The 15,226-nt window shown below is 58.9% G+C and carries 9 protein-coding genes; 4 read left to right on the top strand and 5 right to left on the bottom strand.

Annotation, left to right across the window (positions count from 1 at the left end; genetic code table 11):
• Window positions 1-67: 67 nt before the first annotated feature.
• From ACTM82_RS05265 to ACTM82_RS05245, 5 genes are all read right to left on the bottom strand, one after another.
• Window positions 68-1,102, bottom strand: coding sequence for a hypothetical protein (locus ACTM82_RS05265; protein WP_441054848.1), 1,035 nt, complete (start codon window positions 1,100-1,102; stop codon window positions 68-70).
• A gap of 8 nt (window positions 1,103-1,110) precedes the next feature.
• The gene (locus tag ACTM82_RS05260) at window positions 1,111-2,184 is read right to left on the bottom strand and encodes a hypothetical protein (RefSeq protein ID WP_441054850.1); all 1,074 of its coding nucleotides are present in this window, start codon (window positions 2,182-2,184) and stop codon (window positions 1,111-1,113) included.
• 2 nt (window positions 2,185-2,186) lie between these two features.
• Window positions 2,187-3,242: a hypothetical protein gene (locus ACTM82_RS05255; protein ID WP_441054852.1), complete on the bottom strand. Its 1,056-nt coding sequence runs from the start codon at window positions 3,240-3,242 to the stop codon at window positions 2,187-2,189.
• 13 nt (window positions 3,243-3,255) lie between these two features.
• The gene (locus tag ACTM82_RS05250; RefSeq protein ID WP_441088517.1) at window positions 3,256-3,906 is read right to left on the bottom strand and encodes a hypothetical protein; all 651 of its coding nucleotides are present in this window, start codon (window positions 3,904-3,906) and stop codon (window positions 3,256-3,258) included.
• Between the two features lie 165 nt (window positions 3,907-4,071).
• The gene (locus ACTM82_RS05245; protein ID WP_441054856.1) at window positions 4,072-6,225 is read right to left on the bottom strand and encodes a hypothetical protein; all 2,154 of its coding nucleotides are present in this window, start codon (window positions 6,223-6,225) and stop codon (window positions 4,072-4,074) included.
• 186 nt (window positions 6,226-6,411) lie between these two features.
• Here ACTM82_RS05245 and ACTM82_RS05240 point away from each other — a divergent pair, with 186 nt between their 5' ends.
• From ACTM82_RS05240 to ACTM82_RS05225, 4 genes are all read left to right on the top strand, one after another.
• Entirely contained in the window at window positions 6,412-7,122 is a 711-nt protein-coding gene (locus tag ACTM82_RS05240) for a TetR/AcrR family transcriptional regulator (protein ID WP_427728052.1), read from the top strand.
• Window positions 7,123-7,133: 11 nt separating this feature from the next.
• Window positions 7,134-11,897, top strand: coding sequence for an acyl-CoA dehydratase activase-related protein (locus ACTM82_RS05235; RefSeq protein ID WP_441054858.1), 4,764 nt, complete (start codon window positions 7,134-7,136; stop codon window positions 11,895-11,897).
• A gap of 280 nt (window positions 11,898-12,177) precedes the next feature.
• A complete protein-coding gene (locus tag ACTM82_RS05230) occupies window positions 12,178-13,137 on the top strand; it encodes a 3-hydroxyacyl-CoA dehydrogenase (protein WP_427718252.1) in 960 nt (319 codons plus the stop codon).
• Between the two features lie 304 nt (window positions 13,138-13,441).
• Window positions 13,442-15,178: an aryl-sulfate sulfotransferase gene (locus ACTM82_RS05225; protein ID WP_441054860.1), complete on the top strand. Its 1,737-nt coding sequence runs from the start codon at window positions 13,442-13,444 to the stop codon at window positions 15,176-15,178.
• Window positions 15,179-15,226 lie beyond the last annotated feature (48 nt).

Raw genomic sequence — 15,226 nt, 5'->3', positions numbered from 1 at the left:
CAAACTGTTCATTCATTACGTTAATAGAATGGTGTCCGCCGTCGCGAAGGTTCGTTCTTGGCATCCGTCATCGAGCGCGATGCCGATATATGTCCAGCCAAATAGGCTCCGTCTCCTTGTGACTGGAGCACTCTTCTAATAGGTCTTCTATCCGGTCCAGATCAATTACTTGCAAGGTTGCGCATGCTTCCGGCAAGGGCCGCGCTACCTTCCTCGCCCTGAACACGGGCGACAGCATCAAGTTCGTATACGCCCATCCGGCAAAGCAACTGCCGTAGGGGATAGAGCCACATCTGATCTGTCCATCGCCATCGGGATACAGGCAGTCCAATTTCGAGTTTGCTACCAGGCAATAACAAGGTCCTGGCGCCCATGGTCGGCAGTCGATTTCAAGAATATCGCCCTTTTTGTGCGGTGTGGGCAGGTCGACATATGCCCCCTTGAACCACGGGCCAAAGATTTCACCCACAATGCAGTCGAGCACCTCGCCACATTCGCCCTTTTCTTCCCTGCAGATGTACTGGATTTCGCCGGAGGCGTTTGCGTAGTAAGTGTAGTCTGGCTGTAGAAAGCCGTCGTATGGATATGAACAGCTCGGGTCGTTGGCAAGGTTGAACAGCTCGATCATCCAGTATGAGGACGATAAGTCTGTCATTTCGCTCCACTTGTCTGCGTATGCCTTCATTGCCGCAAGGGCGGCCTGCCACGATGCCACGGGAAAGGGGCCATGCGTGATGGCGGATCCCACTTTGTTGTCGACAAAGCTAATTTCGCTAATAAGCAGTACCTTCCTGTTCCCGTCGACGGCCTTTAGCGCGTTCATGCAGTCATCGATGTAGTCGAAGCAAATCTGCCGATAGTGCCAGTAAGGGGTGTCGTCTGACGAGTTGCACCCGCCAGCAACCAGTCTGCCGAGTAGCTCTCGTTTGCGGGTAATTTCAACCGGTGCTCCACCGACAATCTGCATGTAATGGTCGCCGCTCAGGAGCTGCGGATTATGCAGCAAATGCTCTCGCAGCTCCGGAGAGTCGATCAAGTTGATTATTTCTTCGTGCACGATAGTCTCCGAGTTGTTGGTGCGACTTCTTGTGGATTCGGGCATGACGACCTTTATTCAAATAGCTGCGGGTACTTCTCCTTGAGCGGCGCCTGATCCAGACGCAGCTCTTCCAGGTTGCGCTTTGCCTTGGACTCCATCCTTATGGTGTCGATAAACGCGATGAGTGAGTCGACATACAGGTCGCCGCGCAGGTAGGCCTGGGCGGCGATTAAAATTCGCTGCTCGTCTTCGAGTGGTTTGCGATAGTACTCAAGATTCAGGTAAAGCGGGTCTGGCTCGCCGATGTAGAGGGGAAACGTCTCGTTGTAGGTAATCGAGCAGCCAGTGGCACGCATGTTGCTGATATCCCCTGCATGGCGATAGTGCTCGAGGCGCTGCTGCGCATGATCAAGCCATTCGTCAGAACGGTCTGCCTGCCGAAGCTCTGCCTCGAGCTTTGTCCGGTCCCACGTGGGCAGATCGAACAGCGTGAACGGCTCACGGGCACTGCCTTGCGGCGTCCAGACGATATCGCCGGTGTGGAACGGCGTGGGGATATCGACCCAGATGAACTCGAACGCGATCTCCCAATCGTTCTCAATGGGGCCGGCTGAAGGGCAATAAACGGAAAGGGCCTCACCTTTGCCGTTCACTAGGAGCCAATCTTCCCGGGGATGTTCTTCGTCGGCATCGAGCGGGCACCGGGTGATGCGTACGCGTGCCTCTGGACGGCTCGCCAGTTCATCATCACCGCGCAACGCCTCGGCACATTTCCCATAACAGCTGAATGGCGCGCCGAAGGCCCCGCAAAGTTGCCCGTCGGGCACAATCTCCTCTTCATACTGATAAACGTAGCCCGTCCCACTCGCAAACGCATCGACGCACCGCTTGTTGTAATCGATTGTCCAGCGCAAAAAAGCATGAAAATCGGGGATGGCCGGCCTTCCAAGACCGGCATGGGTTGCCTCCAGCGAACAATTGGGCATGGTTCGGGAGATCTCCTGCCAAGCTTCGCATTTCTGATCGAGCGTGGCGATCTTCGAAAACCAAACCAGATAGGCGGCCTCGATGGTGCTGGGCTGGAAGTCGATACTGCGCAGGTGCTCCCGAATGTCCCGGGAGTCCACAAAATCCAAGATGTCCATGGTTAGCTCCTCTTTGTTTCGAATCGCTCCGGCGGGGTTATCGCATCATCGAACAGCTCCGGATAGCGGATCTTGAGCCCGCCGTCTTCCCCTTCAAACCGCTCGGCTTTTTTCTTGACCAGCGCCTGCAGCTCGCAAAGACTTGATAGCGCAATTAGTGAGTCAAGACCCAGATTGCCGTCGAGATATGCCCGCACGCCGTACAGAATTCTCGCCTCCGGCTTGAGCGGGGTACGGCAGTATTCCATATCGAGAAGAAAACAACTCGGCTCTCCGATATAGACGGGGTACTCCAGGGGATATTCAATCTGACAGCCGTAGGCGTACATGTCGCTCGTATCGCCATTTTGCCGATGGTGCCTGAGCAGGTCGTCGGCCTTTTTTGCGGCGCATTCCCTGTAGGTGGAAGGCGGAAGCTCATCTATGACCCGCTGCGTGGTCCATGTCTGCATATTGAGAAGCAGTATGGGGTCGCTAGGGTCGCCGTGACAACAGATGATGTCGCCGGCATGGAATGGCGTCGGGATGTCAAACCACATCAGCTCAAAGGCGAAAGTGGGGTCTTCTCCCTCGCGTTCCTTGTCGATGCAGCGCAGTTGACAGTCCATGGTCTCGCCTTTCGCGTTGAGCAAGAGTTTGTCGGCGGCATAGTGGCCATCGTCCGGATTGATCGGGCGGCGTGTTACTTCAACCGAGGTAGGATTCTCCTCCTCAAGCACATTCCAGATTGCCTCGAAACATTTTTCGTAGCTGGTGTAGGGGCCATAATTGCACTCGCTCTCAGGGGGACTTCCCGTCTTGTCCTCAAAGAAATACATGTGCTTGCCAGGCTGTTTGAACCGGGCGATTTTCTTGCGCTCCCATCTGATGACGTCGCGAAGAAAGACATGGAAGTTGGGGATATTGAACGTGCCGTATCGCCTGTTCATCGCACAATTGGGCATGTTGTTGATAATCTTTTGCCAGCCCTTGATCTTCTGCCGTAGCGCCTTTTCGTTCGAACGGGCAACAATAAATGCCGCCTCGGACGTGGTGAACTCGTAGCCGATGTCTCTCAAATGCTCCTTGATGTCAGGCGAGTCGAGAAACTCGAGAATGTCCGAACGTATGGCGTTGACGCCGGCGCCGGCCGATGTGCGATATGGCTGCAAGCAGTCGTGTACGACCGATCCATCCGACCAATGTTTGCCACAGCCGGGGTATGGTTGCGGCGAATATCAGCGAGGCTTGAGCGCGTGGGCAGTCGTGTAAGTCTTCGGCGGTATAGAGCTTAATCTGCCAGAATGATTCGGACCAATCTTCATCGGGGTCATCATCGACGTATTGCTTCATGAGGGTTTGCGCAGCTCCCCATGAGGCAACGGGGAAGGGGCCATCAAAGGTGTCGTGCCCGCGCTCGTCTTCACTGTAAAACACGCCGGAGACCAGCAAGATACCGAGGTCACGGTCAACGTTGTAAAGCATATCGAGTGCAGTGTCGAGTTGTTCGAGGCCGGAGTCGATCGTCTCGGCGTAATCCGATGAGACCTCTTTGCGAAGCTGCTCGAGCATGGTCCGTTTTTCGTCGAGCGTCTTGAGGGAGCCGCCGATGGTTTTACAGAGGGAGCCATCTGCCATTCCCATGTGTTTGAACATATGAGCACGCAGCTCATCGTCCTTGATGCAACTGCAAACGAGCTCCCTGCCGGCATCGGTGATCACGGTATCTGCTTGGCTGTCCATTGCAACCTCCAATTCGGTCGTTGCCGTTAGCATCCATCAGAGGTTGTGCTTTGTGATCCCATTAACGGGTCTGATATGAATCTCGCGTCAAACATACTTTTGGAAACGCACTGGTACATGGGCGTGCGCGTACTGAATGGACAATCGGTAGTGGCGTTTCAAAAACTAAGCGTAACTGGCGCAACCGCCGTCTTCCTCTAAGAAGGGATCGGCCGTCGCATCGAACAGTTCTGGGTAGCGGTCCTTGAGCCAGCTGTCTGCGTCCTCGAAGCCACGCGCCTTTTTCTCCGCCATCGCCTGTAGCTCGCATGCGCTGGCCATTGCGGCGAGCGAATCAACCGCCAGGTCGCCTTTGACATATGCCCTGACGCCGTAAAGGATTCGCTCCTCTGACTTGAGCGGCTTGCGGTAATAGTCGATGTCCAAAAGAAAGCCCTCAGGCTCCCCAATGTAGAAGGGGAAATGCAAGGCGGATGAGACTTGGCAGCCGTAGGCGTACATGTCGCTGGTGTCGCCGTCATATCGGTGCCAGCGCAATAGCTTGTCGGCCTTTTGAACGAGGCGCTCTTTGTAGACGGAGGAGGCCAGCTCTTTGTCGACTCGTTCGGATCCCCAAGTTTGCAGGTCAAACAGCACCATCGGCTTGTCGGGGCGTTGGAGGTTGCAGACGATGTCTCCGGCATGGAAAGGCGTCGGGATATCAAACCACATGTCCTCGAAATCGCTGGCGGTGCCCGCCTCGTCCCACTCGCTTTTGTTGCGGTAATCGCAAGACATTACTTCGCCGTTCGCATTGAGTAAGACCATGTCGTCGGCATAGTGGTCTTCTTCTGGGTCGATGGGACGACGAGTGATCCTGATGGCTTTGGAATCGTCACCGTCGAGCTCTTTCCAGATGGCATCGAAGCACTTTTGATAACTGTTGTACGGGCCGTAAAGATAGCCACCCTGCCCGCCCCGGTCCCACGAGTAGTCCTCAAAGAAGTACAGGCTTTGACCGTCCGTCCTTTTAAAGTGTGCGAGCTTTCTTTGCTCCTGCCTGATGGCATTGCGCAGAAAGGCATGGAAGTCCGGGATGACGACCGTGTCATTTCTGCGGCTCATGGTGCAATTGGGCATATTGTCGATGATCTTTTGCCAGCCTTCGAGCTTTTGCTGCAGCGTTGCTTTATGCGAGCAATTGACAATGAAAGCCGCTACGGGCGTGGTGAGCTCGTAGTTGATTCGTTGAAGATGCTCCTTAATACTGTGCGAGTCTAAAAACTCGAAGATGTCCGGACGAATATCCAGCTCGCTTTGGTTGGCGGGCTTGCGATACGGCTGAAGGCAGTCATGTCCGACCGAGCCTTCGGACCATTGCTTGCCGTAGTCGGGGTTGTCGTGCAGCATCTGCGAAAGCTCGAGCATAAAAGCGCAGTCGTCCGGCAGCTCACCGGTGTAGCACTCGGCGGTGTAGAGGGCGGAGGGGATGAAGGGGTCCAGGAGACTGTCGCTGTAGGTGCCGGATGAAAGTGAACCCTCCTTAACGCCGTGATCTTTACTAGGCCCTGCGCACCAGATCTGTCCCCGGAGCGTGTGCTCGTAGTCGTTTTCGAGCACAATGGCAAAGCGAGGCCCGTGATCAAAGGGGCGACCGTCGATTTTGAGGATGTCGCCTGGGACCCACGGCGTATAGATGGGTTCGTTGCTGTTGCAGAACCGTCTGCTATCGTTTCGCCAGGCGCTTTCGACATACGATTTGCGAGTTCGGTTATTGCGCTGATCGCGGAGAAATATAAGCTCGCCATCCTTGGTTGCCGCAAACGCCAGGGAAGACTGCGCCGTTTGATGTTCGTGAAGGTCTTCTGGGGTGTATAGGTCGATCTTCCAGTACGATTCGGACCAGTCGTCTTCAGGATACTCTTCGATGTAGCGCTTCATGAGCGTCTGCGCGGCCTCCCACGATGCGGTGGGGAAGGGACCGTCGAGGGCGTCGGCGTCGCGCTCCTCCTCGTTGTAGACCATGACGTGCAGTAGGAGGATTCCGCGGTCGCGCTCGATGTTGTGGAGCATATCGAGTGCGCTGGTGAGCTGGGCGAGATGCGAATCGATATCTTCGACCAGCTCCGGCGAAACCTCCTTGCGGAGTTGCTCGAGCATGGTGCGTTTTTCATCAAGCGTCTTAAGAGAGCCGGCGATGATTGGTGCTGGCCAGTATAGGTATTTACGCATGTGGTCGCGCAGCTCTTGGCTCTTGATGCAGCTGAGGACGAGGTCCTTGCCGGCATCGGTGATGCCATCGCATGCCTGATTGTTCATGTCGGCCTCCTTATCGATCATTACCGGCATGATGAAACGGGCGTGGCGATTGTTGGTCCCATTAACGGGACCAAGCAGCGGCTCGATGTGGCAAAGGGACTGCCCCTTTGTCACATCTCAAATATTGCCTTTACGTGTTGATACACACGGTGTGCAATAATACTCGCACTGTGCAATAGCGCACAGGCTGAGTAACAAGGAGGACGCTTGTCCCAGCTCGAGAAATGCGATCGCCGGTCCCTTCGCTCGCAGCGTGCCCTTCGCCAGGCACTTGCCAGCGAACTAGCCGAAAGCGGCGATCTTTCGCGCATTAACGTCGCGTCGCTCACCGAGCGCGCCGGCCTCACGCGCCGTACGTTCTATTCGCACTACCGCGATATCCCCGACTTTATCAATCAAATCGAGGACGGCTTGCTGGCCGAGATCCGTGAGCGTATTGAGCTCATCACCGCAGCTCGGCTGCCCGATCTCTATCACAACATCGATGAGCTCGAGCCGGCGCCCGGTTCGGTTGAGCTACTGCGTTATCTTGCGGCCAACCGCGACTTGATCGGTGCGCTGCTGGGTCCGGGCGGCGACCAGGCCTTCATTAAAAGGATTATCGACACCGCGCGTGAGGCTGTGGTGCCGCGTGCACAGACGGGCATTTTGGGCCTGGCGCTGGGCACGTTCTTTGACTACTACGTCACCTACGTCGTGAGTGCCGAGGTCGGCATGATTCAGCGCTGGTTTGAGCGTGGGCTCACCGAATCGCCCGAGGCCATGGCGCGCATGATGACGGTGCTCGCTTTTGTGCGCCCTGGTGACCTGTATGGCCAACCCATCGATATCAACGTGCCGGAGTACGGCATGAAGCTATTGAACTTGCAGCTCGAGGACGCGGCCGACACCCCCGCAACCGTCGAGTCCAACAACTAAGAGGAGAGACAATGAGCAAACTCGTCGAGGGCATCAAGGACCGCATGGTCGCCGCCGCACGCGAGGCTGCGCCCACCGTGGTGGACGCCGCGCAGAAGGCCGCGACCGCGGCTGCCGAGAAAGTTGCCGAGGCAGTTGCCGATGCCAAGAACGCGGCAGGGGAGACGTCCGTCGCTAGCGAGCCCGCAGCCGCCGCCCACGCCCCCGAAGGCGCAATCTTCAACCCCGACAACGCCCACGGCAACCTGCACCTGGGCATCGACGTTGGCTCCACCACCGTTAAGCTCGCCGTGCTCAACGATGACAATCAGCTCGTCTACGCCAAGTACCAGCGCCACCACACCGACGTCCGCGCTTGCGCCCGCGACCTGTTCGAGGGCGCTGCGGCCGTGCTGCCGACGGCCCAGATGACCTGCGCCATTACCGGCTCGGGCGGTCTGCTGCTGTCTCAGTGGCTCGACCTGGAGTTTGTCCAAGAGGTCATCGCCAGCAAACGCGCCGTCGAGACCCTCATCCCGGCCACCGATGTCGCCATCGAGCTGGGCGGCGAGGACGCCAAGATCATCTACTTCGATAACGGCATCGAGCAGCGCATGAACGGCACCTGTGCCGGCGGTACGGGTGCGTTCATCGACCAGATGGCAACCCTGCTGCACACCGACGCCAGCGGCCTCAACGAGCTCGCGGCCAACGCCACCACCATCTATCCCATCGCCAGCCGCTGCGGCGTTTTTGCCAAGACCGACGTGCAGCCTCTGCTCAACGAGGGCGCCCGCCCCGAGGACGTGGCCGCCTCCATCTTCCAGGCCGTCGTGACCCAGACCATCTCGGGCCTGGCGTGCGGCCGCCCCATCCGCGGTAACGTCGCCTTCCTGGGCGGCCCGCTGCAGTATCTCTCCGAGCTGCGCCATCGCTTCTACCTCACGCTCAACCTGGACGAGGAGCACCGCATCGTGCCCCAAAATGCTCACCTGTTTGTGGCGAGCGGTGCCGCCATGGCGCACGAGTCCAATAAGCTCAGCACGTTCCCGCAGCTCATCGAGGCCATCGATGCCCTGGGTGACACACAGGGCGCCGAGGTCGAGCGTCTGGATCCGCTCTTTGCCACCGACGAGGACTTTGCCGAGTTCAAGACCCGCCACGACACCGAAGTCGTCCCCAAGGGCAAGCTCGAAGGCTACACCGGTCGCGTGTTCATCGGTATCGACGCCGGTTCCACCACCATGAAGGCCGCGCTTGTGGGTGAGGACGGCCAGTTGCTGCATACCTGGTACGGCAACAACAACGGTGACATCCTGGGTACGGCCAAGGTCATCATGGCCGATTTCTACAACCACATCCCCGCCGGCTGCACCATCGGCCACGTGACCACCACGGGTTACGGCGAGGCGCTGCTCATCGAGGCCCTCAAGGCCGATTCCGGCGAGATCGAGACCGTCGCGCACCTGCGCGGCGCCAAGGCATTCCTGCCCGGCGTCGAGTTTATCCTGGACATTGGCGGTCAGGACATGAAGTGCCTGCGCGTCAAGGACGGCGTCATCGAGCACATCATGCTCAACGAGGCCTGCTCGTCGGGTTGCGGTAGCTTTATCGAGAGCTTCGCCGTCTCTATGAACATGGACGTGCGCGCGTTCGCCGACGCCGCCATCCATGCCAAGGCTCCGGTGGACCTGGGCAGTCGCTGCACGGTCTTTATGAATTCGCGTGTTAAGCAGGCGCAAAAGGAAGGTGCCACGGTGGGCGACATCGCGGCCGGCCTGTCCTATTCCGTCATTAAGAATGCCCTGTTCAAGGTCATTAAGCTGCGCGATCCCAAGGAGATCGGAAGCCAGGTGATCGTCCAGGGCGGCACCTTTATGTCCGATGCCACGCTGCGCGCGTTTGAGCAGCTCACCGGCGTTCGCGCTGTGCGTCCCGACATCGCCGGCTGCATGGGCGCCTATGGTGCGGCCTTGCTCGCCCGCGATCGCGCTGGCGCCGACGGCACCTCGACCATCCTTTCGGCCGAGGACATCGCGCACCTCACTGTGACGCAAAAGCACGTCCGCTGCGGTCGCTGCTCCAACAACTGCCAGCTCACCGTCAATGACTTTGGCGGCGGTAGGCGCTTCATTACCGGCAACCGCTGCGAGAAGGGCGCCGGCCACAAAAAGCAAAAGACCGAGGCCCCTAACCTCTTCAAAAAGAAAAACGAGTTGCTCTTTAATCGCGAGGTGCTGAGCCCCGACGAGGCCCCGCGCGGCACCGTGGGTATCCCGCGCGCACTCAACATGTACGAGAACTACCCCTTCTGGCACGCGTTCTTTACGCGCTTGGGCTTTAGCGTGCAGCTGTCCGACCAGTCGAGCAAGAAGACCTACCAGGCAGGCATCGAGTCCATGCCGTCCGAGAGCGTGTGCTATCCGGCCAAGATGAGCCACGGCCACGTGATGAACCTTATCGACCGCGATGTCGACTTTATCTGGATGCCGTGCGTGCGCTGGGAGCGCAAGGAGGATCCGACGGCTGGCAATTGCTATAACTGCCCCATCGTCATGAGCTACCCCACGGCGCTGGCGCTCAACATCGACGAGATCCGTGAGCAGAACATCGAGTTCCTGTACCCGTTTGTGCCCTATCACGACAAGACCGAGCTCAAGCGCCGCTTGTACCAGGTGCTTGCCGTCGACCGCGTGGCCGATGCTGAGGCCGGTCGCGGTCGCGTGCGCGGTCCCAAGATTACGCGCTCCGAGGTCGATGCCGCCGTCAACGCTGCCTTTGAGGCCGATGCGCGCTTCCACGAGGACATCCAGACCATGGGCGAGGAGGCCCTTAAGTGGGTCGAGGACCACGGCGGTCACGGCATCGTGCTCGCCGGCCGCCCCTACCACAACGACCCCGAGATCAACCACGCCCTGCCCGAGCTTATCTCGAGCTTTGGCTTTGCGGTCTTTACCGAGGATTCGCTTGCGCACCTGGTGAAGCCCGAGCGCCCCATCCGCGTCGTCGACCAGTGGATGTACCACAGCCGCCTGTACGCCGTCGCCCGTTTTGTGACGATGCGCAACGACCTGGACCTGATCCAGCTCAACTCTTTCGGCTGCGGCCTGGACGCCCTGACTACCGATCAGGTGCAGGAGATTCTGGAGGCCAGCGGCAAGATCTACACCGTGCTCAAGATCGACGAGGTGTCCAACCTGGGCGCCGCGCGCATCCGCATCCGCTCGCTCATGGCCGCGCTTAAGGACCAGGAGGCTGAGCGCTTGGCCGAGGCCGCGGCCGCGGGCGAGACCTACGAGCAGGGCGATGCCGCGCCGGTGGCTCCCTCCACGGATGCCCCCGCATTCGCGAGCCGCAAGTACACGTTCGAGGCTCAGCGCGAGAGCGCATCGACCGCGTGGCCCAAGGTGCCCTTTACCGAGCAGATGCGCGAGGAGGGCTACACCATCCTGTGCCCGCAGATGGCGCCGATCCACTTTGACCTGGTCAAAGAGGTGTTCCGCGGTGCCGGCTACAACTTGGAGCTGCTGCCCTCGACCGATCACGACGCCGTCGAGGCCGGCCTGCGCTATGTGAACAATGACATTTGCTATCCGTCCATTTTGGTGACCGGCCAGATTATGGAGGCCATCGAGAGCGGCCGGTACGACCTGTCCAAGACGGCCGTGGTTATCAGCCAGACCGGCGGCGGCTGCCGTGCCACCAACTACATCGCACTCATCCGCAAGGCCCTGCGCGAGAGCGGCCACCCCGAGATTCCGGTGATCTCGCTTTCGGCGGTGGCGCTCGGTGAGGACAACCCCGGCTTTAAGATTACGCCGGCACTGCTTAAGCAGGCAGTCTACGCGGTGCTCTTTGGCGACGTGATGATGCAGATGCTTTATCGCTGTCGTCCATACGAGGCTACGCCCGGTGCCGCCAACGCACTCTACGAGGAGTACATGGCGCGCGCCCGCAAGCTGGCGCCCAAGTTCAACCGCCACAACTACACCAAGCTGTGCCGCGAGGCCATCCGCGCGTTCGACACCATGCCGCTCGTGGGCGAGGGCACCAAGCCGCGCGTGGGCGTGGTCGGCGAGATCTTGGTCAAGTTCCACCCCACAGCCAACAACCACGTGGTCGACGTTATCGAGCGCGAGGGCTGCGAGGCCGTGGTGCCGGGCCTGCTCGACTTCTTCCTGTACTCCATGAGCAACGCCGAGCTGCAGAAGGATGAGCTCGGAAGCTCTGCAACCACGCGCGCTGGTATGCAGGCGCTCATCAAGCTCGTGGACTGGATGCGTACGCCGGTGGAGGAGCTGCTCCAAAAGTCCCGCCGCTTTGAGGCGCCCGAGCGCATCGGCACCATGGCGGACAAGGCCCGTACGGTGCTTTCGGTTTGCAACAACATGGGCGAAGGCTGGCTGCTCACGGCCGAGATGCTCGACCTGATTGACCATGGCGCGCCCAACATCATCTGCACGCAGCCCTTTGCGTGCCTGCCTAACCACGTGGTGGGCAAGGCCGTGATCAAGGAGCTGCGCCGTCAGCACCCCGAGAGCAACATTGTCGCGGTGGACTACGACCCCGGCGCGTCCGAGGTCAACCAGCTCAACCGCATTAAGCTCATGATCAGCGTGGCCAAGGAAAACATGCGCGCCGGTAAGGGCTTTAAGCTCGAGAAGGTGGCGCCGCTCGCGATGGACGAGGTCACTGGCCAGATGCGTGCCCATGATGGCTGCGTGAGCTGTGGCTCGGTCAGCGAGGAGGCCGTTGCATCGGTCGCCAAGCGTCTGGGACGCGGCATTAAGAGGTAGTTGGCCTGCTATGTGCTAGATATGAGACAAACGGGTGGTAGCCGTATCGGCTACCACCCGTTTTGCTGGACATATGCTGCGTAAACGCCCCAACTATCACCTCTTCCGAATGCGACGTCTCAGTGGCACCAAAAATCGCTCTTGGAACCCTAAGATAATGAACATATGTAGCCGTTCGCCGCAAATTACCGTCCGTTTATGGAACCCACCCCCAGCGCGCGTCATCCTTACGGTTGAATAAATACACATCCATGGAATTACGTAAGAGAGGACTGTTCCTATGAGCTACAAGACCGTTTGTGTTGCCGGTGGCGGCGTGTTGGGAAGCCAGATTGCCTTTCAGGCTGCCTACTGCGGCTTCGATGTGACGATCTGGCTGCGCAGCGAGGGCAGCATCGGCCGCACTCAGCCCAAGATCGATCATGTGCGCGAGGAGTACATCGCGGCTATCGAGGGCATGGCGGACGGCACAGGCGAGTGGTGTGCCGGTATCGCCGATAGCGACCAGCCCTTCGACAGGGAGGCGGCGCTCGCCGCCGTCGAGCGTGCCTACTCCACACTCAAGCTAGAGCTCGATCTTGCCAAGGCAGTGGCCGACGCCGATCTGGTTATCGAGTCGATGGCCGAGGACACCCAGGCAAAGATCGACTTCTACAAGAAGCTCGCCCCGGTTCTCCCGCAAAAGACCGTTGTCGTGACGAACTCCTCCACGCTGCTGCCGAGCACCTTTGCCAAGTACACTGGCCGCCCCGAGAAGTACCTGTCGCTGCACTTTGCCAACTCCATCTGGAAGAACAACATGACCGAGGTCATGGCTCAGGACCAGACCGACAAGCGCTATTTCGATGAGCTCGTCGACTTTGCCAGCGACATCCGTATGCTTGCCCTGCCCGTCAACAAGGAAAAGAACGGCTATCTGCTCAATTCCATGCTGGTGCCGTGGCTGCTTTCGGGCCTTGATCTGTACGTCTCGGGCGTCAGCGACCCCAAGAGCATCGACCTCGCATGGACGCGCGGCACTGGCGCGCCCAAGGGCCCGTTTCGCGTGTTCGACACCGTGGGCATCCAGACGGCCTATAACATCGTCATGCAGTATCAGAAGGTGCCGGGCTTGGTGAGCCCGCTGCTCAAAAAGATGATGATGCCCTACAACTTTAAGGCCATGGCATCCGTCCTCAAGCAGATGCTCGACGAAGGCAAGCTGGGCGAAAGCTCGGGCGAGGGTTTCTTCAAGTACTAAAAAGATCCCTCGGCAACATTGAGAAACGTGTCATTTGCAGTGTCAGTGCGCCGCAGCGCCGCTCGGCAACGGGACAATCCGCTTTATGCGCCAACGCGAACTTGTCGACTTTGCCGTGGACTGGATCGAGCACCATCGCGGCCGCTCCGATTGATCACTTGGGAGCGGAAGGGTTGCGGATTCCCTTCGCGCCCCGCGTTTCCGTATCGCTACAAGCTTTAACTTGCATTAAGGGGCGTTTGTTAAACTGCGAGTCATAATTAGACAGGGCTGGGAAAACGCCGTGGTATATGAGGGAACAACAATGGTATTCAAAGACGGTAACGATATGGAATTGAGTGACAAGGACAGCAGGCTGTTTTCGCGCCGAGCGGCTCTTGCGGGTGCGGCGGGCACGCTGGCGCTTGCCGGGACAGGGCTCATGGGCTGCTCGGTCGGCGGGGCCGGCACGGGCGCCGCATCTACTTCGAGCAACGAGCTCACTGACGAGCAAAAGAAACTCCACAAGCAGATTGTCGCGACCTACGACGTCGAGAAGCAGGCGGCCATCAAGGAGCGGCTCGATGCCGAGTACGCTGACGGCGGCTACAACGAGACCACTCCGTTTATCGCGCAGGATCCCTTTGGCACCGATACCCTGAGCTGCTACGTTCGCTTTGCGACAACGGATTCCGTAACCGTCTCCTACAAGGTCGCCGGTCGCAAAAAGACTGGTGACACGCCCAAGGTCGCCGCGTTTTCCCATTCGCCCCACGGCGGCGACGCGCCGGCCACGGAACACGAGTTCAAGGTCATCGGCCTCATTCCCAACCACAAAAACACGGTAACCATCACTTGCACGGCACAAGATGGTATCAGCCGCACCTCGACGTTCACGGTCAAGACGCCGGCTCTCAAAGGCGAGGAAGAAGAGCAGCTCGCCGTTACGTCGGGGGAGTCCAATACGCCGCTTGCCGATGGTCTCTTTACCATCTTGGGCAACGACTCGTCCAAGCTCGACTTTATGTACCTCTACGACAACGACGGCCAGATTCGCGGCGAGGTGCCGATTGTCGGCTACCGCAGCCACCGCCTGCTGTTCCCGGGCGACGGCAGCATGATCATGAGCGTCTCGACTACCAAGATGGCCCAGATCAACGCCATCGGCCAGGTGGTAAACGTCTGGAGCACGGGCGACTACGAGCTACACCACGACTACGCTTTCGATGACGATGGCAACCTGCTGGTGCTGGCGAGTCACGCCGGCTCCGAAGCCGATTTGGACGTCGATCGCGCGGCTGCCAAAAAAGATAAGGACGATCGCGTTAATGTAGAGGACCTCATCATTAAGGTCGACATAACAACAGGTGACGTCTCTCTCGTCGTGGACCTGGGCGATATGTTCCCCGACCTCAAGGCAAGCGCCAAGGTTGCCTCGGACGGCGACCTGGATTGGATTCACATCAACACGATCCAGTGGCTCGGCGGCGGCACCGTTTTGCTCAGCTCGCGCGAGACCTCAACGGTCATCAAGCTCACGGATATCTACGGTACGCCTACGGTCGATTGGCTTATGGGCTCGCCAGAGTTTTGGGCCGGCTCGGGCTTTGAGGACAAGTTGCTGCAGGCTCAAGGCGATTTTTCGCTCAACGCAGGCCAGCATAGTGTGACCTATCTGCCAAACGACGAGACGACCGCGACTGGTCGCTACCAGGTGCTGCTATACGACAACAACTTTGGTGCTGCCGAGAGCTATCCCAAGTTCGACTGGGGCCAGCTGGGCGCTGCGGTAGTGACCGACTACAGCAAGGGAACGCATTCGTTTGGGCGCATTTTTACGGTGGACGAGACCGCGCGCACCTACGAGCTTGTGGACCAGATCGCAGTGCCGTTCTCAGGTTACGTAAGTAGTGCGCAGCGCGTCGGCGATTCGAATAGCATGCTCGTGGCATCGGGCATAGCCAAGACCTTTGCCGAGTACGATCGCTATGGACTGCCCATTGCCACGTACGAGATGGAAGCCGAGAAGTACATCTACCGCGTGTACAAGTACGAGCTGTAGCGCTGCGCTTGGCTGTGCCTGTGCCCCGCGGCTGCGCGCGCTCGTACC

It is taken from the genome of Collinsella sp. HCP3S3_E5 (assembly GCF_052067635.1).
Lineage (GTDB): Bacteria > Actinomycetota > Coriobacteriia > Coriobacteriales > Coriobacteriaceae > Collinsella.
The sequence above is the reverse complement of the archived record's forward strand: the minus strand, read 5'-3'. Positions and strand labels throughout refer to the sequence as shown.

Excerpts from the sequence above, each read along its gene's own strand:
- ACTM82_RS05265 (WP_441054848.1), bottom strand. The coding sequence starts at position 1,102 with ATGCCCGAATCCACAAGAAGTCGCACCAACAACTCGGAGACTATCGTG.
- ACTM82_RS05260 (WP_441054850.1), bottom strand. The coding sequence starts at position 2,184 with ATGGACATCTTGGATTTTGTGGACTCCCGGGACATTCGGGAGCACCTG.
- ACTM82_RS05235 (WP_441054858.1), top strand. The coding sequence starts at position 7,134 with ATGAGCAAACTCGTCGAGGGCATCAAGGACCGCATGGTCGCCGCCGCA.
- ACTM82_RS05245 (WP_441054856.1), bottom strand. The coding sequence starts at position 6,225 with ATGATCGATAAGGAGGCCGACATGAACAATCAGGCATGCGATGGCATC.
- ACTM82_RS05250 (WP_441088517.1), bottom strand. The coding sequence starts at position 3,906 with ATGGACAGCCAAGCAGATACCGTGATCACCGATGCCGGCAGGGAGCTC.
- ACTM82_RS05225 (WP_441054860.1), top strand. The coding sequence starts at position 13,442 with ATGGTATTCAAAGACGGTAACGATATGGAATTGAGTGACAAGGACAGC.
- ACTM82_RS05230 (WP_427718252.1), top strand. The coding sequence starts at position 12,178 with ATGAGCTACAAGACCGTTTGTGTTGCCGGTGGCGGCGTGTTGGGAAGC.